Annotated in this window: 12 protein-coding genes and 1 tRNA gene; 3 read left to right on the forward strand and 10 right to left on the reverse strand. The window is 44.3% G+C overall.

Going from position 1 to position 26,464, the window contains the following annotated elements; all coding sequences use genetic code 11:
- Positions 1–491: 491 nt before the first annotated feature.
- The 5 genes from F0364_RS04110 to F0364_RS04130 form a co-directional block, all read right to left on the reverse strand.
- The gene (locus F0364_RS04110; RefSeq protein ID WP_153796486.1) at positions 492–2,519 is read right to left on the reverse strand and encodes a M13 family metallopeptidase; all 2,028 of its coding nucleotides are present in this window, start codon (positions 2,517–2,519) and stop codon (positions 492–494) included.
- A 588-nt stretch (positions 2,520–3,107) separates the two neighbouring features.
- On the reverse strand, positions 3,108–4,520 hold the full coding sequence (locus F0364_RS04115) for an efflux transporter outer membrane subunit (protein ID WP_153796487.1): 1,413 nt from the start codon (positions 4,518–4,520) through the stop codon (positions 3,108–3,110).
- A 270-nt stretch (positions 4,521–4,790) separates the two neighbouring features.
- The gene (locus F0364_RS04120) at positions 4,791–7,949 is read right to left on the reverse strand and encodes an efflux RND transporter permease subunit (protein WP_153796488.1); all 3,159 of its coding nucleotides are present in this window, start codon (positions 7,947–7,949) and stop codon (positions 4,791–4,793) included.
- A gap of 158 nt (positions 7,950–8,107) precedes the next feature.
- Positions 8,108–9,304: an efflux RND transporter periplasmic adaptor subunit gene (locus F0364_RS04125; RefSeq protein WP_153796489.1), complete on the reverse strand. Its 1,197-nt coding sequence runs from the start codon at positions 9,302–9,304 to the stop codon at positions 8,108–8,110.
- Between the two features lie 238 nt (positions 9,305–9,542).
- Positions 9,543–10,415, reverse strand: coding sequence for a helix-turn-helix domain-containing protein (locus tag F0364_RS04130; RefSeq protein ID WP_153796490.1), 873 nt, complete (start codon positions 10,413–10,415; stop codon positions 9,543–9,545).
- Between the two features lie 590 nt (positions 10,416–11,005).
- On the opposite strand from F0364_RS04130, the gene F0364_RS04135 reads away from it, so the two are divergent.
- The 3 genes from F0364_RS04135 to F0364_RS04145 all read left to right on the forward strand — a co-directional run bounded on the left by F0364_RS04135 (position 11,006) and on the right by F0364_RS04145 (position 13,212).
- A tRNA-Met gene (locus tag F0364_RS04135) sits at positions 11,006–11,077 on the forward strand.
- A gap of 498 nt (positions 11,078–11,575) precedes the next feature.
- Positions 11,576–12,448: a GTPase Era gene (gene era, locus F0364_RS04140; protein WP_153796491.1), complete on the forward strand. Its 873-nt coding sequence runs from the start codon at positions 11,576–11,578 to the stop codon at positions 12,446–12,448.
- A gap of 29 nt (positions 12,449–12,477) precedes the next feature.
- On the forward strand, positions 12,478–13,212 hold the full coding sequence (locus F0364_RS04145) for a hypothetical protein (RefSeq protein WP_153796492.1): 735 nt from the start codon (positions 12,478–12,480) through the stop codon (positions 13,210–13,212).
- Between the two features lie 877 nt (positions 13,213–14,089).
- Here the strand turns inward: F0364_RS04145 and F0364_RS04150 are convergent.
- The 5 genes from F0364_RS04150 to F0364_RS04170 all read right to left on the reverse strand — a co-directional run bounded on the left by F0364_RS04150 (position 14,090) and on the right by F0364_RS04170 (position 26,383).
- Positions 14,090–15,388 carry a vanadium-dependent haloperoxidase gene (locus tag F0364_RS04150; RefSeq protein ID WP_153796493.1) on the reverse strand — a complete coding sequence of 433 codons (1,299 nt, stop codon included), beginning with the start codon at positions 15,386–15,388 and terminating at the stop codon, positions 14,090–14,092.
- Between the two features lie 6 nt (positions 15,389–15,394).
- Entirely contained in the window at positions 15,395–18,724 is a 3,330-nt protein-coding gene (locus F0364_RS04155) for a VCBS repeat-containing protein (protein WP_153796494.1), read from the reverse strand.
- Between the two features lie 422 nt (positions 18,725–19,146).
- Positions 19,147–20,991, reverse strand: a complete 1,845-nt coding sequence (locus F0364_RS04160; RefSeq protein ID WP_153796495.1) for a RagB/SusD family nutrient uptake outer membrane protein — start codon at positions 20,989–20,991, stop codon at positions 19,147–19,149.
- Positions 20,992–21,001: 10 nt separating this feature from the next.
- Complete coding sequence (locus F0364_RS04165; RefSeq protein ID WP_153796496.1) at positions 21,002–24,262, reverse strand: SusC/RagA family TonB-linked outer membrane protein; 3,261 nt, start codon at positions 24,260–24,262, stop codon at positions 21,002–21,004.
- Positions 24,263–24,979: 717 nt separating this feature from the next.
- Positions 24,980–26,383, reverse strand: a complete 1,404-nt coding sequence (locus F0364_RS04170) for an MBL fold metallo-hydrolase RNA specificity domain-containing protein (protein WP_153796497.1) — start codon at positions 26,381–26,383, stop codon at positions 24,980–24,982.
- Between the last annotated feature and the right edge of the window lie 81 nt (positions 26,384–26,464).

A 26,464-nucleotide genomic window follows, 5' to 3' on the forward strand; every position in this document is an offset into this window, starting at 1 on the left:
CTAAGGAGTTTCATGGCATCGCCTGTTGCGTCGCAATCCTTTCATCGTTTGGTTCATTGGGCAGCTTTTCAGACCCGGATAGATTAACGTGAGTTTTGAATCTTTTATACTGATATTCAGCTATATACAAATAAAAATCAGACCGGGTCATTCATTTTAACTGCATCATCAAATTTGGTATGCCTTGTACAAGAACATTCTACTGCTGAATTCACAGTAGTACAAAAGTTTAATCAGGGGCGAACGGAAGAAACGGCTGTATATCGTTTCTTCCTTGACCTTTTTTGTTACTTTTTTATGTTTCTGGCACCAAAGGTGGCAGAAACTAAGCGGCTTTTCAGACCGGGTAACGCTGGTGCGTGAAGACACGCACCAGGGAAGCGGATTACGTTTCTGGCGCCAAAGGTGGCAGGAACCAGACCTGTGCAGAAGCAAAAAGTTCCGCCTTGCGGCAGAACTTTTTGCGGTTATGATTTCAGCTTTACATTATGCTACCACACTTTTATCCTTTCACTTTCAGGCTTGTACATTTTATCTCCAGGCTGTACGTTAAATGCTTTGTAAAAAGCATCCATATTTTGTACGGGGCCGTTAGCCCGGTATTTACCCGGCGAATGCGGATCTACAAGCACCAGTTGGGCAGATGTTTCCGGCAGCACTGTTTGCCGCCATACCTGCGCCCATCCCAGAAAGAAGCGCTGATCCGGCGTAAAGCCGTCAATTTTTTTATCACTTTTTCCTTGCTCTGTTTTTTTGAAAGCTTCGTAGGCTATGTTTAACCCGCCCAGGTCGGCCAGGTTCTCGCCCAGGGTTAACTTCCCGTTCAGGTGCAGGGAATCGTTTACCACAAAACCATTGTACTGTTCCACTACTTTATTGGCACGCTCTTCAAACTTTTTGGCGTCATCGGCCGTCCACCAGTCTTTCAGGTTGCCATCTGCGGCATATTGCCTGCCCTGGTCATCAAAACCGTGGGTAAGCTCGTGGCCTATAACCGCCGCTATACCACCATAGTTAACCGCGTCATCAGCGCCAAAGTCAAAGAACGGAAACTGCAGTATGCCTGCGGGAAAAGCAATTTCATTGTTAGCCGGATTGTAGTAGGCGTTAATGGTAGGAGGTGTCATGCCCCATTCAGTTTTATCAACCGGCTGGCCCAATTTGTTAACCATCTTATTGTATTCAAACTGGTTAATGCTTCTAAGGTTTGCTACCAGGCCTGTTTTGCTGATGGTTACGCCGGGATAAGTTTCCCATTTATCAGGAAAACCTATTTTGTTAACGATGGCCTGCAGTTTTTCCAGGGCACGTTGCTTGGTGGAGTCACTCATCCAGTCGAGCCGCTGGATTCTTGATGCAAAGGTTTCCTGCACATTTTTTACCAGTGCAAGCATGCGCTGTTTGGCATTGTTATCAAAATATTTTTCAACATATAACTGGCCCAGCAATTCGCCAAGATTATTATCCACCAGCGAGCTCATGCGTTGCCAGCGCGGCGTCATTTGCTTCTGGCCGGTTAATACACGGCCAAATTCAAACTGGCGGTTAACAAAGGCACTGCTTAAATAAGGCGCAGCGCTTTTTATTACAGCCCATTGCAAATAGGCTTTCCAGCTATCCAGGGTTACGGCGCTTAACAAAGCATCCGCTGTTTTAAAAAAAGCGGGATTATTTACCAGCAGGCTATCAGCATTGGCTGCTTTCATAGCCGTAAACAATGCTTTCCAATCCAGGCCAGGCGTGGTTTTGGTAAAATCGCCTGTGGAGAATTTATTATAGGTTTTAACAGGGTCTCGCAGTTCCACGCGGCTTAACTGTGCTTTGGCCAGCCCGGTTTCAATACCCATAATGGCGGCGGCCTTTTTCGTGGCAGTAGCTTCATCATCGCCCACCAGCTTAAACATGTCGGTAATATACTTTACATATTCTGCACGTATGGTTTGGTTGCGGGCATCCTGCTTAAGGTAATAATCCCTGTCCGGCAAAGAAGTGCCACCCTGGGAAAGTGTGGCAATGTACTGGTTTACATTCTTATCATCCTGGTCAATCCTGAAGCCGAATAAAGCGCTGCCAATGCCTTTGGTACGTATAGTGGCAATTTCGTTAACAACATCCTGTAGCGTGGTTAACCCATTCAACCTGTCCAGTTCCTCCTTAATAGGGGTAAAGCCAAGCTGCTCAATACCGGCACTGTCCATAGCGGAGAGGTAAAGATCGCCTACCCGCTGATAGGTAGCGTTTTTCGAAGCATTGGCAGCCGCATCTTCGCAGAGCGATTTTATTTTTTCCAGGCTGCCCAGGTACAGTATGTCAAAACTGCCCCAACGGGTTTTTGAGGCCGGTACCGGGTTATTCTTTACCCAGTTACCGTTGGCATAACTAAAAAAATCATCGCCCGGTTTTACGCCCAGGTCCATGTTGGCCGGATCAATAAATTTTGTTTTTGATTTTGGTTTTTGGGCAGTTGCCGCAAGCAGCAACGAACCCTGCAAAAAGCCAAGGATAAATACTCTCTTCATGTGTCTAAAAAAATTTCCCAAATGTATTAATTGGAAACTCAAATAAACCAGCCTGGGTTGTTAAATGGATGAGCGGGTGATTTCAGGCAGTTGATGTAGTGATGATCAATTCAATGTCGTTCAGTTAACAAACCGATGCCAGGGTGAGTATTGTCCTGCTGAGTTTATCGAAGCATTGCCGAAACCTTTTATGTCTCTTGCTTTTTCACGCATCCTCCTTCGATTCCGAAGTTTCGGAACTCAGGCTGACATCCCTAACTAAACGACATTGATGACCAATTGGTTGAAATCGGTTACATCTCAATGCTACAAACAACAAGGGCAGTTGTAAAAACAACTGCCCGTAATTCTAACCAAAACCAACTATAAGAGATGTTTACACTAAGAGATATTTTAAGTACAAATTTTGAAGTACGAAGCAGTATGCTTTTAGGAACCTGCTGCACATTGCCCCGTAAAGAACCGAACGTACAAGTGAGTGACACAACGGAAGCTCAATAGCAGTAATGTCGCTCAGGAACAAAAAATATGTACGGTGTATGATGTTGGATGTACAATGTCTGGTTACATCTACATCTCACATTTTCTTTATTTCCATCCACCGCCCAGCGACCTGTATAAGTCTACCACAGCCCCCAGGCGCTGGCGCTCTACCGAAGCAAGGTTAAGCTCCGCATTAAGCACATTGCCCTGTGCGGTAATTACTTCCAGGTAATTGGCCATACCGCTGCGGTACAAAAGCTTGGCGCTTTTAATTGCACCCTGCAATGTGGCTACCTGGCTGGCTGCTATTTTTTCCTGTTCTTTTAACTTGTTGTTTTTTACCAACGCGTCAGATACTTCTCCAACCGCGTTTAATACAGACTGCTTGAAAGCGATTACAGATTGGTCGCGTTGTATTTTGGCAACCTCATAATTTGTTTTTAAACGCCTGCGTTGAAAGATGGGTTGTGATACACTGCCCACCAGCGTTCCGAACAGAGAAGAGGGCAAACTAAACCAGTTGCTTGCCAGGAAAGAGTTTACGCCGCCTTGCGCAGTCATGCTTAATGTTGGGTACATAGCGCCCTGTGCTACGCCTACTTCAGCAGTGGCGGCTATTAATGCCATTTCGCTGGCACGTACATCCGGGCGGCGGCTTACCACTTCGGCAGGTACACCGGCATTTAACTGGTCTGGCACCTGTAGTTGATACAACGTTACAGAACGTTTTACGGTATCTGGCGCAACACCCGTTAATATACTTAGTGCATTTTCCTGTAACGCTATGCTTTGCTGCAATTGGGGAATTAACAACTCGGTTGACTGCTTTAAAGCTTCTGCCTGCTGAACGGCCAGCGTGGTTACTTCGCCGGCATCACGCTGCAATCTGGTAAACAGCAAAGTGCTGTCATTAAGCACCAGGTTTTTACGGGCTATGTCCAGTTGTGCATCCAGCATCAGCAAATTGTAAAAACCCTGTGCAATGCTGGCCACCACCTGTGTTTGCACAGCGCGGGATGCTTCATAAGTTTCCAGGTAGCTGGCAAGTGCCGCTTCCTTCTGCCTGCGCAGTTTGCCCCATACATCAGCCTCCCAGGTAAGGTTTACAGCGGCGGTATAATCTTCCAGCCTGCTTTTACCTAAGAAGGTGCCAAGGCTTATGCCATTTAAACTGTTGTTAGATGGGTCAGTGGTTTGCCCGCTAATGTTAAGGTTAAGCTCCGGCAGTATCAGCATTTTAGCCTGCTTCAATTGCTCCTGCGATGTGGCAACCCTTTTTAAGGCCAGTTGCAAATCGTAATTGTAGCTTATACCACGGCTTATAAGGCCCTGCAGCGTAGTATCGGTAAAAAACTCTTTCCATCCAATATCTGCTATGGTGCTGGTATCAGATGTTGTAACCGTTCTGTATTGCGCCGGTGCAGGCAGCTCAGGCTGCTGGTAGTTCTGGCCTACCTTGCAGGCCGAAAGTACCAGCACCAGGAACATTGTATACAAATAAATTACCCTGTTATGCATATTTCTTTATTTAGAATTCAGTTTGTGTAATCGTTCTTCTGCCTGCGGCAGATTATTTTTTTGGATACCAGCGACATCGCTTTGTGGCATCGTCTGTTGCGTCGCAATCCATTCATCGTTCGGTTCATTGGCCAGCTTTTTAGCCCGGGTAGACTGATGCGTGCAGACACGCACCAGGGAGGGAATATCGAACAAGGAACAAGGAAATTGTGAATGAAGAATGCCCTCCTACTCACCACTCACCATTCACTATTCACCATTCACCACTCACTACTCACTCAAAAGCTCCCTCTTTTCCAATGCTTTTGGTGCACCGGTAATTTTTTCCTGCAGGTACTGGAAAATAACGAACAGCACAGGTATTATAAACACGCCCAGCACCACGCCAAACAGCATACCGCCGATAGTACTCCAGCCTATGGAATGGTTACCAATAGCCGATGCACCTTTTACAAAAATTAACGGCAGCATACCTACCACAAAAGCGAAAGACGTCATTAAAATTGGTCTCAAACGCAGGTTAGCGGCCTCCAGCGCAGACTCTACCAGGCCCATTCCGTTATTGCGCCGCTGTACAGCGTACTCTACAATAAGGATGGCATTCTTAGCCAACAAACCAATCAGCATGATTAATCCTATCTGCACATAAATGTTGTTATCCAGCCCGGCCATACCTACAAATGCAAACACACCCAGTATGCCCGTGGGTACGGATAATACCACCGCGAAAGGCAGTATATAACTTTCGTATTGAGCAGCCAGTAAAAAGAATACGAACACAACGCTCAATAAAAAGATAAATGCCTGCTGGCCGCCTGCCCTTATTTCTTCACGGGTAATACCTGTCCACTCAATGGCAAAACCACGGGGCAGGGCCGTTTTGGCAGTTTCCTGTACAGCCTTAATTACATCCCCCGTACTAAAACCAGGTTTGGGGGTTGCGTTAATGGTAACTGCGTTAAACAGGTTATTGCGGGTAACTGTTTCAGGGCCATATACACGGTTAAACTTAGCCACCGTGTTAACCGGTACCATTTCGTTCAGGTTGTTCTTAACGTAAATTCCGCTCAAAGAGTTTACATCCGTACGGTACGAAGCATCTGCCTGCGCCATTACGCGGTAGTATTTACCAAAGCGGTTAAAGTCTGAAACAAAGCTGCTGCCGTAGTATATCTGCAGCGTGTTCATCAATTCACTGATGGATACGCCTAATTGCTTCACTTTTATTTCGTCCACCTCAATCATGTACTGCGGGTTGCTGGTATTAAATGTGGTGAAGGCTGAAGCTATTTCCGGGCGTTGGGAAAGGGCGCCCACAAAGCCCCATGCGTTGCCGGCTAACTTATCCAGGGGGCCGTTTGTTCTGTCCTGCAGGGTTAATTCCACACCGCTCACGTTACCAAAACCCTGTACCGTAGGAAAGTTTACAAATATGGTCAGCGCATCATGCACCTGTCCTGTTTTTCCCATCAGGCCGCCGGCAATCTGCCCAGGCTCTTTCACCGGGCCTCTTTCTTCCCTGGGTTTTAACCGGGTAAACACAGCGGCATTGGGCGATGCAAAGGCATTGGTAACAAAGTTCATCCCGTTTACGTTCCATACATCGCTAACCGCATCATCCTGTAGTGCAAGCTTACTTATCTGGTCAGTAGCCTGGGTGGTTCTGCTTAAAGAACTGCCACCTGGCGTTTGTGTTACCGCAATAACAAAGCCCTGGTCTTCATCAGGGATAAAACCTGTAGGCGTTTTTTGTATTATGAAAAAGCTGCCAACGGCAATTAATACCAGTCCAGAAATACCTACCCATTTGTGGCGTATTAAAAATTTAATACTGCGTATATAACGGTCTGTCATTGCTTTAAAGCCGGCATTAAAGGCTCCGAAAAACCGTGCTCCAAAACCTTTCTTTTTGCCATGCTCATCTACAGCATGCGGGTTCTTTAAAAACAAAGCACACAAAGCGGGGCTTAACGTTAACGCGTTTACAGCAGAAATAACGATTGAGGTAGCGAGTGTAATGGCAAACTGCCGGTAAAACACACCCGCCGGGCCCTGCATAAAGCTAACGGGGATAAACACGGCCGCCATTACAAGCGTGATAGAAATAATGGCGCCTGATATTTCGCTCATGGCCTCGTTAGTAGCACGTCTGGCTGGCATGCCCGTTCGTTCCATCTTTGAATGCACTGCTTCTACCACCACAATAGCATCATCCACCACAATGCCTATGGCCAACACCAAAGCGAATAAGGTGAGTAGGTTAATGCTAAACCCAAACAACTGCAAAAAGAAGAAAGTACCTACAATGGCAACAGGCACGGCGATAGCAGGTATCAATGTAGAACGAAAATCCTGCAGGAATATAAACACCACTACCGCCACCAATATAAAGGCGATAATTAAAGTTTCTTTTACCTGGTCTATAGATGCATCCAGGAACTCCTTCGAGTTGTACATGATCTTAAACTTCATGCCATCGGGCAAGGCTGCAGAAAAATCATCTAACTGGCGCTCCAGCTCCGTAAGAATTTCGTTGGCATTAGAGCCAGGTGTTTGCAGTACCCCAAAACCGGAAGTGGGTTTGCCATTCAATTTATTGGTAGATGTATAGGTGTAAGCGCCAAACTCCACCCGTGCCAGGTCTTTCAACCGTAATATAGAGCCATCATTGTTGGCTTTCACCACCATGTTTTCGTAATCTTCGTTCTTGTTCAGCTTGCCCTTGTACTTTATCACATATTCAAATGATTCCGGGCTGCTCTGGCCAAGACGGCCGGGTGCTGCTTCTACGTTCTGGTCCTTTATAGCGTTGAGTACATCCTGGGGCGAAAGGTTATTGGCAATCAAACGGTCTGGTTTCAGCCAGATACGCATGGAGTAATCCTTGGAACTCAGTAGCTGTGCCTGCGCCACACCGGGAATACGCTGCAACTGCGGAATAACGTTTATCCGTAAATAGTTTTCCAAAAAAAGCTCATCGTACTTAGCGCTGTCCTCGCTATACAACCCTACGAACATCAGGAAGCTGTTCTGCACTTTCTGGGTGGAAACTCCCGCCTGTATCACTTCGGGCGGCAACTGGCTGTTGGCTTTGGATACACGGTTTTGAACGTTTACAGCAGCAATATCAGGATTGGTACCTTGTTTAAAAAACACGGTAAGCGCCATGCTGCCGTCGTTACTGGAGTTGGAAGTCATGTAGGTCATGTTTTCCACACCGTTTACGGCTTCTTCAATAGGCGTAGCCACCGTACGGGCTACCACTTCAGCATTGGCGCCGGGATACACAGCCGTAACCTGAACGCTTGGCGGCGCTATTTCAGGAAACAGTGTAATAGGAAGGGAGAACAAAGACAATGCCCCCAACAGGAGTAATATGATGGATATGACGGTGGATAATACCGGCCGTGCAATAAATTTTTTTAGCATACATTATTATGATTATGGTATTGCAGATAATAAACTGCCAGAGCAATGCTGCACTTTTAAAAAGAACAACTTTACCTGTTGTCTTGATTAAGGCATGATAAACCGGTGTTGTGGTTTACCATACACAACCCAACCAATATTTTACACAATCTTTAGTGTTACAGAGGTTTTACCTTCAATAAACTATCAGTAGAAATCATTTGTGGCACAATGGGCATACCATCCCTCAGGCCGCCCATCAGCATAGTTGACTGAGAAGACAAAACAATTTTCTCTCCCTGTTTCACACCATCCGAAACAAAATAATAGTTGGTTGTTCTGCCTGACACAGCAAGAGGTTTGGTTACAATTTTATTGCTGTCTGCCAATGCATACACAAAAACTTTATCCTGTATTTCAAAAGTAGCTTCCTGGGGAACAACTAATGCTGAAGGGTAAAGTGTAGGTATTTTAACTTTACCGGTGTTGCCGGTTCTCAATGTACCGCCGCTATTGGGGAAACTTGCCCGCAGGTTTATGGCCCCGGTGGTTTTATCAAACTGTCCTTCAACCAGGGCTACTTTTCCCTTTTGTTCATACACATTGTTGTCCGCCAATATCAGTTCTACCGGGGGTATTTGTTTTACCTTTTCTTCAATGGTATTGCCTGCGTACTTGTTTTTAAACGCTATAAAATCGGGCTCGCTTAATGAAAAGTATGCATACATTTCACTTACATCAGACAGCAGGGTAAGGGGCTGTTCGTCTCCCTTGGTTACCAGGCTTCCTATTTTAAAGGGTATCCTGCCTATGTAACCGCTTACCGGCGCTTTTATTAACGTATAGCCCACATTTATCTGGGCATTGCCAACAATGGCTTTGGCTTGCTCAGCAGAGGCTTTGGCGGCCTCATAAGCGGCTTTTGCGGTTTTTAGCTGCACATCTGCAATAACACCGTTTTCTACCAGTGGTGTAAGGCGGTCAACTTCAACCTGCGCTTTTTCCATGTTGGCCTGGGCCGCAAGCAAGCTTGATTTTGCGCTGCTGGCCTGTTCATTGTAAATGTGGTCGTTAATCTTAAATAAAGGCTGGCCTGCTTTTACATAGGCGCCTTCATCTACATAAATCTTTTCAAGGTATCCATCCACCTGGGCCCGTATTTCAACATTTACCTTGCCTTCCAGCGAAGCCGGAAACTGCTGGTATGTGGTAGCAGGCAGCGATGATACTGTAATTACAGGCAACTGGGGGGGCGGTGGGGCAAAAGCTCCGCTTTCGGCACTGGAGTTGCCGCAGCCATACTGGAGCAACAAGGCGCCTATCAACAGGCACCCTTGTAACTTACTAGTTACGAATGCATTTAATATCCGTTTCATTTCCTTAATGGTTTTAATGTAATGAGGTTTTAGCTTTTCAATGGCAAAGCATGCATCAGAGACAGTTAATACGGGCATTGCACATTAATGCGCCGTTATACTGTAAAAAAAAATCGGTTAACAATGTTTATAATGTAAGCCTGTGGAAGCGTAAGGGAGCTTTCCGTATAGTTGGTTACATATCTCAAACGTAAAATTAAGCTGCGTTTTTGCAAAAAGGGTTTACCTAATCAGGGTATTAATTGTACTTTTCACGGCTCATCTTTTGAAAGAGCGCTGGTGTTTGCCCTGTATGCTTTTTGAAAAAGCGGTTAAAATAAGCATCATCTTCAAAATTCATGTGACTGGCAATCTCCTTTACAGAATACTCTCCCCAAAACAGCAGGCGCTTGGCTTCAACCACTCTTTTCTCGTCTATGATCTGTTTGGCAGTTCTGCCGGTTACATTTTTAATCAAATCATTCAGGTGGCCTGGTGTAACATACAGCATATCCGCGTATTGTCCAACCTGGGTAGTTTGCAGGTAAAGTTCATCTGTAAGGTTTTTAAATTGCCTTACAATTTTATTCTGAGAGGAGTCTACCTGCGTAGTATTACTGGTTTCACAAGTACCCAACCGTGCCGCAGATATGATAAAGGCGTTTAGCAAGTTTCTTATAACAGTATCTTTCATCGGTTTTAGCCGCACAAATTCCTCACGCATAAGCATTGCGTAAGCCTGCAGTTCCTGTAATTTATCGTCTTCCTCTATTGATAGCACCACCTGGCTAAACATACACTCCCAGCATGATAAAATGTTTTCTGACTCACTCAGCAAAAAATCTTTGCTGAAAGCGATATGCACCATTTTATGATATTCGTAGCTCACATGCTGATGAACCTGCTCCGGAGATAGAAAAAGCAAAGCAGGGGCTTTAACCTGGTATTTTTTAAAATCTGTATAGCTGGTTGTTTCACCTTCCAGCAGCAGGCTAATCTTATAGCCACTAATACGGTGAGGTTTCCTCATTCGTTGGGGCACATCCGCACATTCTGTTGTTTTTATGATAAATTCTTTACCTGGAATGCATTCGGCCAAATCTAAAACCGGTATTGAAGTGTTGTTTCTCATAAAATGACGTGCTTTTTTGAAGAATGCGACCGTAAAAATAACACAATGCTTTTATTAGGCGAAGAAGTTTGTATGAAAGGAGAAATAAAGGGGACAAAGAGGTAGTAAAAGCTGACATAAGAGAAATGTAACCTGATGGTTTCATGTAATAATGTCGGGATTGTTCTAATTCCTTCGTTACCAGCAGATACGTAACCTGGTGATACCCGCACGGCAAACTCAAGGATTGATGGATTGCTTTTCAACCCGCATTTGGCCCATCGTAATAATGCGTATCCGGCAACGGTAAGATTATTTCATGAAAAATTAGAGGGGCTATCAGCCTGTAGTGTTTCAATGCAACTGCAGTACTGCAGAACTTCGTTTGTAACCTTCGGCGGAGCAACATTCACTTGCTTCTTCTCGGTCGTACCTCTATCCACCAGCCAGGCTCTACCGCCTTGCCCAGTTTATGACTTTACTTTCATTCCCAATGCAGTACACACTCCTTACCAACGAGTCGTTTAGGCAAGGGTTTTTATACGTAACCAAATTTATTTTGTAAAAGTTTGGGTGATATACATCAGAGGTATATCTTTGCACCCTCAAATCGCGAAGTAGAGCAGCGGTAGCTCGTCGGGCTCATAACCCGAAGGTCGGAGGTTCGAACCCTCCCTTCGCAACAAATAAAAAAAGCCTCATATGAGGCTTTTTTTATTTACAACATTTCCCCTTCTATTTACGCTGCAAATTTTTTTCAGACATTTATTGCAGGCAAAACTGCCTTTGGTCATCATACAGGTTTTTAGCTAAAACCCAATACCAGCAAGGGTTTTGGCATTTCATTTTCCGGTTAAGCATCAGTAAAGTTTACTTAAATTGATTTCAGCAGGAAGAGTGGCTGTGTTACTTTTACATCATCGAAAGAAAAGAGAAGAGGTTCAAAGACAGGCAATCGTTAGAAAGGCAATTAATCTGTTAGAGGTTCAAGCGGGCAGCAATATAATAACTCTTTTCTACTTAACAAGATTTTTTTTAAGATTTTCATATGGCAAGCAATCGTTAGAGGTCGTCTGTTTCTACAGAGGGCCCTTTTTTTGCAGCTATCCCGCCAATCATCAAGACATAGGCTGTTTCCTTTCTCATTTTCAGCCTACCTTCGGCCCAAAAAACTCATCATCTTGAAATCTGGCTTCGTAAACATATTTGGCAAACCCAATGCAGGCAAAAGCACCCTGCTAAACGCATTGCTTGGCGAAAAACTGGCCATCGTATCACACAAAGTGCAAACCACACGCCACCGCATTAAAGGTTTTCTTACCCAGCCAGGTGAGTACCAGGTAATTTTTTCTGATACACCCGGCATTATCGAGCCCAAATACAAGCTTCATGAAAAAATGATGCTTGGCGTTAAAAGCGCACTGGAAGATGCTGACATCGCTTTGCTGCTGGTTGATGTAAATGATGACCTGGAAGAAAACAACCAGTTGTTTATCGCCCTCAAACTAAAAGTACCCTGTATAGTAGTACTGAACAAAACTGACAAGGCAAAGGCTGATAAACTACAGCAGGCCGAAGCTTTTTTTAAAACCCAGCCTTACTGCAAAAAACTGGTGCAGGTTTCTGCACTTAAAAATAAAAATACACAGACCCTGCTGGAAGCCATTATTGAATTGCTGCCGGAAGGTGACCCATTTTACAGCGAAGACGATCTTACAGATTTACCTACCAGGTTTTTTGTGGGAGAAATAGTACGTGAGAAAATTTACGAACTCTTTTCGGACGAAATACCTTACCACACCGCTGTTATGGTAAATGAGTTTAAAGAAAAAGAAACACTTATTAAAATACAGGCCGATATAATTGTGCAACGGGAAAGCCAGAAAGCTATTCTCTTAGGGCAGAGCGGCGCTATGATTAAGCAAATTGGCACACTTGCCCGTAAGGATATTGAACAGTTTCTGCAGCAAAAAGTATTTCTGCAATTATTTATTAAGGTAAGGCCAAAGTGGCGCGACAATGATACACAACTGAAAGAATATGGCTACCATTAACGCAACTGACAATCACAATAACTTATAGCATGTTTAAGTTTTTTACCGTGGCCGTTTTACTTTGTGTAAACGCAACAATAGCCCGTGGGCAGGATATAGAGCTTTTTAAATCAGGCAGCGCCCCAAACTCAAGCTATGTGCGGCAAAACAACAGCGCAATACTTGCCGATAGCGCTACGGGAAACATTAATTATTCAGATGTGCAAGGCTCGCCTTACTGGAATACAGAATGGAAAATGGCGTTGCTGGTATGTGCAGGCAACATGGAGTTTATGTTGCCACAAGCAAAACTTAACCTGCTTAACGGAACAGTTCATTACATAAGCGAAACGGGTAAGGAAATGGTTGCCACCAACGCAGTTAACCGCATTGTTTTTTTTGATGGTATTGACACAAGCAAGCCTGCCGTTGTTTTTGAAAGGTTTTCTTTTACTGACGTTTCTGAAAAGAACAGTTTCTACCTGGCGCTTAACACAGGTAACACAAGGCTGCTAAAACTGTTTACCGCCAAACTTGAGTCTAAGCTTGACCCGCAGGTGGGCAGCACTGTTCACAGGTTTCAAAATAAAAGCAGCTATTTTCTTTGTGTTAACGAGGTGGCCAAAACACTAAAAAAGCTAAACAAAGAAAACATTTTTGAATACATTACCGCAACACCAGCCCTTGAAGAGTGGCTGAAAAAAAATAAGAACAGTTTAAAAAACGAAGAGCAGGTAACCAGCTTTCTCCAATACTACAATAGCATATCTACCGGCGCCAATTAAAATTTGTTACCGGCGCCTTTGCATTTAGTTATCACATTTTTTTTCTTTTCAGGGGGTGTCCCTCGTGCCTCGGGCCGGGCTTTCCGCTATTACTCCGCCACAAGGCCATGCTGCGATGGCTTCAGCGGGGTAGCCGCTTCAATCCCTCACCCGAAAGCCGGTTGCCGGTTACAGGTAGCTGGTTGCCAGTCTGTTGATGGGTGAGTGTTTGACATTACTTTCTAAAGATGAAGTGCAAGTTCCTTCCGCAGGAGAGCCGCTAACATTGAACGTTAAACAAAAGAACATTGAACAACCAAAGCCTCGTGGAGGCGATATGTTAGTAGCCAAAGAAAACAAGCTTTTTTCGAGCGCCGTAGGTGCGATATGTTAAGCAGGGTGATGTGAAACAGCATGCAGCGCATTACCAGGCCCTGTTGCAAGAGGTTGTTTAACATATCGCTCCTACAGAGCTTTGAGGTTGATGCTGAAAATGTAACCACAAGGCTACCCGGCGATTGCCGGTTGATTGGCGAGATAATAGTTAACTAAAAATCCTGCCAGGCCAGAGGAAATAATCAACGCTGAATCAATATTGTTTAGTTAAGAAACCAGTATCAGGTTTAGCTTTTCGAAACCGTTTTATGTTGCTTGCTTTTTATGCATCCGCCTTCGATTCCGAAGTTTCGGAAATCAGGCTGGCATCCTACATTGAATGCTGGATTATAATACGCGATATGTTGCGTTCTTACATTAACCAATTGTACACTGGCCAACCAAAAAACCTTTTGCACATTGCCGCATAGCGAATCCAACCGTACAAGTGAGTGACACAACCGGTGAATCATAGCAGCAATGCAGCCGGGTTCATAAAAAAGATGAAGCCGAAGGCGAAATTCTATTTCAACTTACTGATGACCCACTCTCCTACTTTTATACCTTGTTCGCGGCCATTGTTAATAGCATCCATAAAATGGATGCCGCCGTAAAAACGGGAAACACCCGCTTCTTCAGCAGCGTGATGAAAAGATTTAAAGCTGCGCGGCGGCAGGCCGTAACTAACCTCCACACTGTCTGTATAAGCGAAACCATCTCCAAAATAATGCGTAAGAATAGTAGCTGACGCGGCGGATATAACTGAATGGCCGCTAAGGTATTCAGGAAAAGGCGGCGTTTGCAACAAGGGGGTCCATTTCGGGTCTATGTACTGGCGTATAGCCGTTTCGGGGCGTACGCGGTTGCTCCTGAATTTCTCATCCCAACAGCACATGAATGCATCCATCAGCCCAATGGCAACAGAGGTTTGTATAAGCATGGTTTCTTCAAAACTCTTATTAGCTTTTGCGCATGCTATACCGGAAATGCCAAGCCAGTGAGCGCCGGGAGATATTTTTTTGAGGCTCATCTGCAGGTGCCCATCATCCTGCACGGCAAAGGGGTTACAATCCCAGAAAGCCGCTACTACACGGTGTTCCTGCGGCAGATCTTTACCTTCTTTATAGTTCTGTAGCAACATGGCGTAAAAAGGAGAAGATTTATCTTTTGAGAATGCAACGGGCGGCGCAGGAATAAACTGGTTGCAGGTATCCAGCGTAAAAGGCCGTACCGTGTTAAAATAAGGCTCAACAGCGGCTATGTAAGCCGGAGGGGTAGGATACCAGCAGCCTTCTTTATTTAACGGCGTATACCGGGGATAATTGCTGATCTTATTGTACCTGTCGGCCTTTGCATAAGCCAGTATTTTTTTGCTTACCGCAGCGGCATACTTTTTTGATTGTTCCATTGTTTCTTCATCAAACCCGGCCTTAATGCAGGAATCTATAAACGATGCTTCGTAGGCCTGCACCATTTTACCGGAAGGCTGCAGCTTTTGCGCCGTTTGCAACATGGCAAGAATGGCCGAAAGCTGCACATGATAGCCTTTAATGCTGTCGGGCTTTTGCAAAAGCGGGTATTGATTAAGGCGGCCATGCATGCTTTTAAAAGACTGATTGTTTTGCGATACCACTTCGTAACCGGCCAGGCAGGTATAAGAAAAGAACCGGGCTGCCAAGGGCGGGTTGGTGATGTCGTGTATCATAATATCCGTCATTGCAGTAAGCACATTACTGATATCGCGGTTGGTTAGCTGAGGCTGTTGTTTTTTAGCCGTGGTGCATGCCGTAAAAAAACATATAATGATCACTATTCTTTTCATACACATTTATTTTGCCTTATACGCTTTTACAGGTTGTTGATTAATACCGAACAGCAGGGTGTTGTTATCAAGCTTAAGTACAGACCTTACATCTCCCCGCAGACTAAAGCCTGATTGCCGCTGGTTGATATAACTGAAATTACCCTTGCCATCGCCTTTTAAGAGAGTGCCGTAATTGGCATCATAATTACCAAAGCGCAGCCTGGCATGTGTGATATTGCCCGCCAGTAACAGGTCTTCATTTCCATCTTTATCATAATCCAGTGATGTGATGGCAAACACGGGTGAAAACTGCGCCTGTACAGGTAGTTTTTGCTCTGTAAATTTTCCATCGGCGCCTGCCTGGAAGTATGCAGTTTGCAGGTAGTTGGCTGAAAGCTGTTTTACATCTTTCAATTCATCCTGGGAGAATATTTCTTTCAGTGTAAGATCGGCATAACTTTTATAGTCAGTATAGCGGGCACGCATTATGCTCATCTGGTCTAACAATTCATCCCTTGTTACATAGGGATAGCTTTTGCCCTGGATATAAAAACAGAGTATGGGGTCAACGGAGCCGTTGTCATCAAAATCTTTGTAATACATTTCGGCAGGCTCTTTATCGCTGGCCTTGCATTGGGTATTAAGCCCCAGGTTGCCAATAATCAAATCCTGCCTGCCATCCTTGTTAAAGTCGCCAACAAAAAGCTTATTCCACCAACCGCTGTATTCTTTGGCAAAATAATCTTTGGTTTTATTTTGCAGCCTGCCACCGTTATTGATGAAAACAGATACAGGCATCCACTCCCCTACCACTACAAGGTCGCTTACCTTATCGTTGTTCATATCCACCCAGGCGGCATCTGTTACCATACCTGCATTTTGCAACGCTGGTGCTACTTCGGCAATTTTATTAGCAAATTTTCCTTTACCATCATTCATTAATAAAAAGCTTTGTGGCGTTTCAGGATAACGGCCAGGTATTACCCTGCCGCCCACAAACAGGTCGGCAAAGCCATCCCCGTTTACATCGGCTGCCCGCACACAACTTTTGCTAACTTTCATTACGGGCAATGCATCACTGGCTTTCACGAAGTTGCCTTTCCCATCGTTCATGTAAAGCCTGTCCTGCAGGGCAGCATCATCCGGCTGGTAATTGTGATAGCCGCCACTGGCCACATACAAATCCACAAAACCATCCTTATTTACATCAACGAATGCAGCATCGGCATCTTCGCATAATTTATCTGCATCAAATGCAGGCTGCGCATGTTTTGCAAACTCACCGTTCTTTTGTTGCAGGTATATGGCGCCCGGCTGGCCACTGCCGCCGCCTGCGAATACATCTTCCAGGCCATCGCCGTTTACATCGGCCTTAGCCAGGCAGGGCCCGGCAAAGGAAAGCGGGTTAACCAGCAGCGGCTGACGTTTAAAATCGTTAATGCTGTTTGAAGCGTTGGTGTAATTAAGCGGCGGTTTCACTTCCTGGAACAACGGCTGTACAGCAGCGTCCTGCCGGGTGGTTTTTACTGCATCGGTTTCTTTAAGAGTAAGTGCCTGGTTAGCTTTTATGTTGGCAACGGTTTGTGCTTTACCACTTAGCCATGTAATACGCAAGGAATCTATATTGGTTTCTTTGCCTAACCCAAAATGCAATACCGGTGATACCGATGACTGGTAACCCCTGGCCGGCATTTGTTCCAGGTATTGTATTGAGCCTTTGTTATACAACATTACTTTGGCGCCGATGCCCTGGGTATTTTTTCCTTCTCCCTGCAATTTTACAGAGAGATAATGATTGTCTTTTTGTTTGTCCGATTCATTGCGGTAAATAAACGCGGGCTGATTAATATTATTTACTATTAAATCCAGGTCTCCATCGTTGTCAAGGTCTGCATAGGCAGCACCATTGCTGTTTGAGGGGGTTGAGAAGCCCCATTGGCTGCTGACATCTGAAAATACAACGCCATCTTTATTCCTGAACATGTAATTCGTTACGTTGGATGAGGGCATTTGTGCGACCAATTCCAGCACCTGGTCTTTTTGCAACCTTCCTTTGCTTTGAACATAGTCGTTCATGTACTTCATAAAATCCATGTTCGTAAAATCCCGCAGGTACCCGTTGGTTACATATAAATCCTTCCAGCCATCATTATCATAATCCGCAAACAAGGGCGCCCAACTCCAATCTGTGTTAGAAATATTTGACACCTGCCCTACCTCGCTAAATGTACCATCGCCATTATTCAGTTGAAGCATATTACGCATATACTGGTAGTAGAATCCGCTGCGAAGGCTTAATTCGAATTTTTCATAATTGTCCGGAGCGAACAGCAATTTTTGCCTGCGGTTATCCTCTGGCAACATGTCTAAAGTAAAAATATCCGGCAAGCCGTCGTTATTAACGTCGGACACATTGTTACCCATTGAAAAATGGCTTATATGCCCGGCTGCAGACTGCAGTTTATCAGTAAATGTTCCGTTTTTATTATTGATATAGAGGTAATCGGGAACACCATAATCGTTGGAAACATAAATATCCGGCCAGCTATCACCATCAATATCCGCTATACCTGCACCAAGGCCATAAGTAAGCGCAGATCCATTTATACCCGCTTTAGCGCTTATATCTGTAAAACTGTTGTTATCGTTCCGGTACAATTTTACTCCTGTATAGGGGTCCCTTTCTGAAAGTACTGCTTTAGTCCTTGCTTCATCCAGCACCGGCAGATTATCTGGATTGTGGTTAAGCAGCAACATGTCCATATCGCTATCTTTATCAAAATCAAAGAAAAAAGCCTGTGTGCTATACCCGGAATCCGCAAGACCATATTCCTTTGACATTTCATAAAAAACAGGCATACCTTCTTTATCATTGCCCTGGTTGACGAATAATTGATTAGTCCTTTTGGCCACGGGCATCTTGCCGGAATAACAAACATATATATCAAGTAAGCCATCTCCGTTCACATCGGCCATTGTAACGCCGGTTTTCCATGGGCCGGGCCTTGTAAGAACACCTGATTCAACTGTGATGTCCTGAAACTTTAGATTGCCTTTATTAAGGTATAGCTTTCCAACTTCCAGGTTAGCTGAAAAATATATGTCCGCCAGGCCGTCATTATTAATGTCACCGGTAGCAACACCTCCTCCGTTGTAAAAATATTCATACAAAAGCACATTTGTATTCGGACCATCTTTCAAAGTGTTTGCGAAACCAATAGAGGTCTGTTCTGCTGACAACAGCGTAAACAACGCATCCTTTGCATCAGCAGCTTGATTGTTTTTATCAGATTGGCAGGAGGTTAATAGGATAGCCGCAAGAATACAGGTTAAACAAAGCAGTCTGGTTCTCAAGTCAAAAAGTTTGATTGTTCAAAAAGCAATGGTTACAAAAATCTAAAATTATAGAGAGTTATATAAATAAGCTATATCAAAGTTTTTCAGGCCCATTGTAAAAATCCGTTATGGTCACTAATAAAATCATTTCCGTAGAAAATATGGGGCTTTCTTCTATGGTATTTCAATGTAGCTGTAGTCCCGGCTTTTCACTGCAACTCCGCCACAAAAGCCTGTCACAAAGCCTTCAGCGGGGTTTCCGTTGCAATCCGGCAGCCCATCACCCGCAGGAACAATGCCGGGCATTACCGGCAATAAATGTCTGCAGATTTATAAAACCTAACGATTATTTTATTTACGGGCTGTCATTACACAAATAGTTATGCCGGCAAATACACCGGCATAACCATTTCTAAACAAAGTAAAAGCTATATGTACTGTTAATAGCCAGGATTCTGTATCAGCTTATTATTCTTATTCATCTCATCCAATCTTATTGGCGGGAAATAAAGCTTATCATGCCAGCTACGGTTTTCTACGCCTGATTCTATGTTTTGCACAGTGTAAGTGTAGTCGTAGTTGTCTTTGCTGTACCTGTAAACATTAACTGTTTTACCAGCTTTAAGCTTACCTGTAATTTTCATTATCCTTACTTTTTGGCCTAAAACATCGGGGGCAATCATCCAGCGCCTTGCATCATAAAAACGTTGCTCTTCAAACATCATTTCAATATTACGTTCGTTTTGATAGCGTTTCACCAATGCATCACCAGACTCGGTTATGGCAGGCATACCAGCCCTGAAGCGTATCCTGTTCAGCCATGTTTTAGCTTCTGCCTCTTCTCCCAGCTCCAGGCAGGCTTCTATGTAATTGAATACAACTTCAGTAAACCTTATCTGGATAGATGGTATTTCCTGGCGCTGGTTCATATCCACAATAGCGGGATCGTCATTCGTAAATTTCCTGATGGAATAACCGGTACGTGTACCGTTCCAGTTTTCTATGGAGCTATTCCTGGTATCCAAACCGAAGTAAACAGCAGGAGAGCTTGAGCTACCTACTTCATAGGTTCCAAACTGTATTTCTCCATAAGGGTCAACAGCGGCACCATCGGTAGTGCGGGGTTTCCATTTGCAACCATCATAAAAAACAGATGCATAGAAACGGGGATCTCTGTTTGCATAAGGATCCGCTGCCTGTTCCGGCTTACTCCAGTCGAATTTGGTACCATCCATCATTTCATAGCTGTCCACCAGGTTTTGTGTGGGTTCGCTGGATGTCCATCCATGGTAACCGTTGGTGGTATTGTTCCTGGGATACCATGCGCCCCAATCATCGGGGGAAGCATTTATGTAATACTTGGAAAAAATGGATTCTCTTTCACCGCCACCTCTTGAAAGGTAGACGTTCGTATAAGCAGTAATAGCTTCGTCTTTTGTTAAAGGTGCGCCTAAGTCAAGCATATACCCATATTTGCCCAAATCCATCACAGCCTTTGCAGCATCTTTGGCTTTTTGCCAGCGGGCAGTGCGGTCCCCGCTTACGTACCCTAATAATTCAGGATTTGAAAATCCGTTAATCACTGATGATTTTGCTTTAGCTGTAGGTATATCGTGCAGGTCGCTGGCGGCATACAATAATACTCTTGCTTTAAGCGCCATTGCAGCATCGGTAGTTGCACGGCCCAAAGCCATGTTTTTTCCGTTCAGCAACATCGCGGAGGAATCAAGGTCGCTGATGATAGCATCTACACACTCCTCGTACGTATTTCTTGCAATGGTAAAATCAGGACTGTTAAGCGTGTAAGTTGACTTAATAATTGGTACGCCACCATAATAACGCAGCATTTGGTTATAGCAATAAGCCCGCATAAAATAGGTTTCACCTTTTAGCCTATCTACGGCCCCTGCATCAAATGTTGCCTTGCTGAGGTTTTCCAATGCAATGTTGGCGGCCCTTATCCTCGCATACATTTCATTCCAGTCGTAAGTATTGTTAACCCAACCCACATTGGTAGGACTAATGTTGGCTTCCATAATATCCATCCTGCCAAAGTTATACAGCGCATTGTCTGTAATACAATCCATGCTTTCCTGGTTTAACAGGCCATCGCGAATTGCATTGTAGATATCTGTTACAAACAACTCCGAGAGGGCAGCATCATTCCAAACATTATCGGCCGATGCTTTATCCAAAGGTTGCGTATCCAGAAAGTCACGGCTGCATGCTGTAAACATTAAACCAACAGATAAAAAAATTGCAATATTTTTTGAGATATTTTTCATTGCGTTCAATTTAGAAGGTTACTGAAACACCAGTATTAATAATCTTAGCCTGCGGATAATACTGGAAACTGCTGTTAACTGATTCCGGGTCAAAAATGTCCTGTTTTGCCCAGGTAATCATATTAAGGCCGTTTACATATACCCTAAGGCTGCTGATACCTACTTTCTTACCAATTTCCGAAGGAAGTGTATAACCAATTTCAAAGTTCTTCAAACGTAAATAGTTTGTGTTCATCATGTAATAGGTATTGCGGTTGGAGAAATATTGGTTATTCCTGTCTACCGTACGTGGATCAACAGAACTTGGATTATCCACAGTCCAGCGATGATCGTAAGTGTATTTCAGATAATTACCGATTGTTCCGGATTCTGTTTGTACAAACAACTCACCCCCGGTAGCCCCCTGGAAGAGGATAGACAAATCGAAGTTTTTATATTGCGCCCCTATTACCAAACCACCCTGGAAGGTAGGCTGTGTATTCTTCTCTGAACGTATCCTGTCATTACCATCAATTTTTCCGTCCCCGTTGATGTCTTTAAATTTCATACTTCCCGGAAACAGTTTACCTGCACCTCCTACACCACTGTAATCCAGCGTATTGGCATCTACATCTTTCTGATCTTTAAATACGCCGTCATATACATAGATCAGGTTATTATCGGCATTAAAAGGATCATTCGGAATAGGCTTGCCCGTTGTTAACTGGTAGTCTGGCCTTCCGGGAGTTTCATCCCAAAAAGTGATTTTGTTCTTGGCATAGCCACCATTAACATTTACGTTGTAGGTAAAATCTCCGGCGTTTCCGTTGTACCCAATTTTAAACTCATAGCCTTTATTAGCTACTTTTCCTATGTTTTCAGCAGGCAATTCCATACCTGTGCTCGCCGGGATAGAAGCATTCCTTCTCCACAGGATTTTAGACCTGCGGTTTTGAAAATAATCCAGTTCAACGCTTACACGGTTGTTGAACAAAGTCGCTTCCAAACCGATATCGTAGTTGTTGGCAACTTCCCAGGTAATATTGGTGTTGGGCACGCCATTCTCACGCAGCACAGAAGTTAACTGGTTATTGATAACATAGCCGAAGTTTGAATTGGCCCTATCGCCATAAGCATAAGTGGGCAGGTAATCATATTCCCGCAAACTACCGCCAAAGTAAACCTGGTCGTTACCCAACTGGCCCCATGAACCACGAAGTTTTAAGGAGTTAACAAAACCCACATTCTTCATAAAGCCTTCTTCTGAAATTCTCCATGCTGCAGATACGCCAGGGAAGAAACCAAAACGTTTGTCTTTGGGGAACATGTAAGAACCATCATAACGCCACAAGAATTCAGCAATGTATTTTTCCTGGAAGTTATAACCAACACGGCCGAAGTAGTTAAGACGTGCCCTCTCCCACGCACTGCCGTTTGCCACCTGGTTGGTAGCACCACCGGCAAACAACTGGTCAATACTGGTGGACGGGAAATATTGCCTGAAAGCGCCGAACGAGTTATTGTTGGATGTTTCCTTTGTAGTTGCAGCCAGCAAAATAAGCTGATGGTCGCCGAATTTATGATCATAAGAAACGATGGCTTCCAAAAGCACATTTAACTGGTCTTGCGTATACCTGTTAAGCGTAGCCTGTGTGGTTGGCCCTTTTTGAACCTTGGTAAGGATCGGTTCGCCGTTTCCATCATAGCCGCTAAAGGCATAGATAAACCACGGAGTAACCCAGGTTTTCCCTTGCTGAACGTATTTATCTACTGCCGCGTTACCGGTTATTTTCAAACCTGTAATCCATGGAACGGTTATTTCTACACGGCCGTTACTCTGATAGTAATAGCGGGTATCGCGGTCGTAACCTGTTTGGTTGGTTGTAATAACTACTGGCTGCTCACCATTCTCAATATCGGGGCCAGGCAAGCCATTAGGCCAGTAAGCTGGCGCATAAGGGTAACCACGCATCAACATCCTGAAGATAGAACCTGCACTTTTTGTTGGGAAAAAGCGGTTTTCCTGCCTGGCGGTAAAGCCAAGCATGGTGCTGACATACTTGTTTACTTTGGCATCCAGGTTAACACGAACATCATACTGTTTGTAACCGGTAGCGGAATTTTTATAGTACGCATCCTGGTTCTGATACCCCAGAGAAGCCAGGTACCTTAAATTTTCCGAGCCGCCGGATAATTGCAGGTTGTGACGTGATTGGGGAGACCAATCCTTCAAGGTTTCTTTAAACCAATCTGTATTAGGATGTCCCCAGGGGTCTGACCCATCCCGGTATTTCTGGATATCATCAGGTTTAAAGGGAGCATCAATCTTGGTGCCACCGGGGTCAGTATAACTGCCGGTTTCTTTAAATGCCGCAGTAGCTGCAGTCCATAATGAAGGGTCCAGCTTATACACTTCTATTTCGTTGGCCATCTCAGCATATTCTACAGCATTCAGCATTTTAGGAATAACTGTAGCCCTTGCCCATCCCTGGTTAAAGTTGTAAGAAAGCTGGGGCTTGCCGGATTTACCGCGCTTGGTAGTAATTAGTATAACACCGTTTGCCGCACGGGCACCGTAAATGGCGGCGGAAGCATCTTTCAAAACAGACATGCTTTCTATGTCCGCCGGGTTAAGGCGCTCCAGGCCACCTGCACGGGCAGGTATCCCATCAATTACAATCAAGGCATCGTTATTACCCAATGTATTGGAACCCCTGATGCGGATGGTTGAACCATCATAACCGGGCTCACCGCTATTGTTAGTGGCTATTACACCTGGCAACCGGCCTGCTATTGAGTTAGAAAGGTTTACTGCAGGTGATTTTTGCAGCTCGGTACCTTTAACGCTGGCAACGGCCCCGCTGACAGTTACCCTTTTCTGGGTACCATAGCCCACCACTACAACATCGTTTAACTGGCCTGCATCGGCGGCCATAGTTACGTTTACCTGGCTTTGGGTACCTACTGTAATTTCACGGGTTACAAAGCCTACATAAGAAATAACAAGCACCGATTTTTCATCGGGAGCCGTAATGGTAAACTCGCCGGTTTCGTTGGTAGTGGTACCCTGCGTGGTATTCTTGATTATCACGCTTACGTTGGCAAGAGCGGCGCCTTTGTCATCTGTAACCTTACCGGTTACCTTTCTTCCCTGGAAATAAAATTTGGGTGTTTTGCCTGAAGTTGCCTGCGGCGTTATCAGTTGCACAAGCAATGGCAGAGAGGTTACTATTAGCAATCTTAGAATTTGCCTCTTGTTTAAAAGACGGTTTTTATTAAGCAGTCTTTTCATAGCTTAAAGCGTATTAGTTTGGTTTGTGAATGTATAGGTTAAGTGCAAACGTTTACATAAACCTATGTGTCGTCATTGTAAAGCATAATCATATTTGATTTTTATTTGTTTTTACTTTTTATAATGTACAATAGGGAAAAAGGGCAAGCATTACATGTATTGGGAATGCAACTAAAGAAGCCTAAAGCCTTTAAAAAAGAAATTCCTTATCAATATGTGCTACGCTAATTCACGGAAAAAGCCCAGGTGAAAAAGGGATATACCCTACAGGAAGCTTCAGGTGACCGATAATTCAGAATTTAAACTGGCAATAAGTAGCGCTGGTGTTACTTCACTGGCTATGCATGGTGTAAATAAAGGTTTCATCTTTTGGCAAGTTTGTTAAGTAAATGTAAAAGAATTTTACGATACCAGCCTAATTTAAAATTGACAAATTGTTATCAAATTTTAACATCACTCCCATTTATTTGTCATTTTGACAATATTAACCAAGTATTAGTGCAATTATTGCTCACCCAACACATTCTTGTGCAAATTCTCTTTACCTTATGGCAAATAAAACTTGATTAAATGTGAATTTAACATTTTCTAAGCCCGTTAGGTAATATACAGCAGGTACTACCAGGGCTAAAAAGCCCGGCAGTGTATCCAGCCGTTGAAGAGTGCGACGCAAGTAAAGCCCCATGCATGCTCGCCTGCCGGGCCCATAATTTTTTCTTATCCTAAACCGTAAACCTCATGGCGCTCGGGTATGCGAACGTTCTGCAATCCTTTTTTTAATAACCTGCGTTGAAACTCCTCCTGCACATCGAATTCGCCATGTACTAAAAACAGGGTTTTTATAAGCGACAGATCCTGACAGGCCAAAAACTGGCAAAGGTCATCATAATCGCCGTGGGCACTCATGCTGCGCATAACGCCCACCTCGGCTTTTACATCAAAGTATTCTCCAAATATGCGCACCTGCTTGGCGCCATTCATCAACCGGCCACCCAGGGATGATGGTTCGCAATAACCTACAATCAAAATTGTATTTTCCCCGTCGCCAATATTGTTCATTATATGGTGCTTTATCCTTCCCGCATCGGCCATGCCGCTGGCCGAAATAATAATGCATGGCCCATGATATTCGTTTATCAGTTTACTTTCATCAGAGGTCTTAATAAAGTGCAGGCCGTCAAAACCAAAAGGGTCATCATCTACCTGCAGCAATTTTTGAATGCGGTTATTAAAATTTTCAGGATGGCTTTTTACCACATCTGTGGCTTCGCGGCTTAGCGGGCTATCAACAAAAACCGGAATACGGGGCAGCCTTTTTTCTATGCTTAACTGGTTTAGAAAGTATAATAGTTCCTGTGTGCGGCCAACACTAAAGGCTGGAATGATTAGCTTGCCTTTCTTTTGAACGCATGTTTTTTCTATCCACTTATGCAGCATGTCGGCTGTTTCAAAAATATCTTCATGCAGGCTGCTGCCGTAAGTGCTTTCCAGTATAATGTAATCCGCCTGGGGAAAAGTATCGGGGCTCCGCAAAATAATATCGCGGTACCTGCCTACATCCCCACTAAAGCTTACCTGTGTTGTTTCGCCATCTTCCTTCACACGCAGGTGCACCGCCGCGCTGCCTATTATGTGGCCGGCATCGGTATACAGTACTTCTATATCTTTCTCTATGGCAAACCACTCACCATAGTTAACCGTTTCAAACAGCGGCAATGCATCCTGTGCGTCCTGCGGTGTATATAAAGGTTCAATGGGCGGTTTACCCTGCCTGGCTCTTTTCTTATTGATGAACCGTATATCGTCCCGTTGTATCTCGGCTGAGTCTTCCAATAATATTACAGCAAGGTCTTTTGTGGCAGGGGTACAGAATATTTTGCCCCTGAAACCATCTTTTACCAACTTGGGTATAAGGCCGGAGTGATCTATATGCGCATGAGACAGCAACAGGTAATCTACTTTATCTGCTTCAAAACCAAATTCCGCATTCATGGCATCTGTTTCCTGGCCCATGCCCTGGAACAGGCCACAATCCAGTAATACCTGCTTACCGTTCTTTAATGTTATCAAATGTTTTGAACCTGTAACTGTTCTGGCTGCTCCGTGAAACGCTATTTTCATGGGAAGTTTTTTTTGTTCTGTAAAATCCTTTATTACTATATGCCGCATGCGGCATTATTATTTTTATGGGCCCGGCTTAAG

Origin of the sequence: Foetidibacter luteolus (assembly GCF_009650435.1) — a bacterium.
GTDB classification, from domain to species: domain Bacteria; phylum Bacteroidota; class Bacteroidia; order Chitinophagales; family Chitinophagaceae; genus Foetidibacter; species Foetidibacter luteolus.

Coding starts and splice junctions, on each gene's coding strand:
- F0364_RS04170 (WP_153796497.1), bottom strand. CDS start 26,383: ATGAAAATAGCGTTTCACGGAGCAGCCAGAACAGTTACAGGTTCAAAA.
- F0364_RS04150 (WP_153796493.1), bottom strand. CDS start 15,388: ATGAAAAGAATAGTGATCATTATATGTTTTTTTACGGCATGCACCACG.
- F0364_RS04115 (WP_153796487.1), bottom strand. CDS start 4,520: ATGCATAACAGGGTAATTTATTTGTATACAATGTTCCTGGTGCTGGTA.
- F0364_RS04125 (WP_153796489.1), bottom strand. CDS start 9,304: ATGAAACGGATATTAAATGCATTCGTAACTAGTAAGTTACAAGGGTGC.
- F0364_RS04130 (WP_153796490.1), bottom strand. CDS start 10,415: ATGAGAAACAACACTTCAATACCGGTTTTAGATTTGGCCGAATGCATT.
- F0364_RS04160 (WP_153796495.1), bottom strand. CDS start 20,991: ATGAAAAATATCTCAAAAAATATTGCAATTTTTTTATCTGTTGGTTTA.
- F0364_RS04110 (WP_153796486.1), bottom strand. CDS start 2,519: ATGAAGAGAGTATTTATCCTTGGCTTTTTGCAGGGTTCGTTGCTGCTT.
- F0364_RS04165 (WP_153796496.1), bottom strand. CDS start 24,262: ATGAAAAGACTGCTTAATAAAAACCGTCTTTTAAACAAGAGGCAAATT.
- F0364_RS04145 (WP_153796492.1), top strand. CDS start 12,478: ATGTTTAAGTTTTTTACCGTGGCCGTTTTACTTTGTGTAAACGCAACA.
- F0364_RS04120 (WP_153796488.1), bottom strand. CDS start 7,949: ATGCTAAAAAAATTTATTGCACGGCCGGTATTATCCACCGTCATATCC.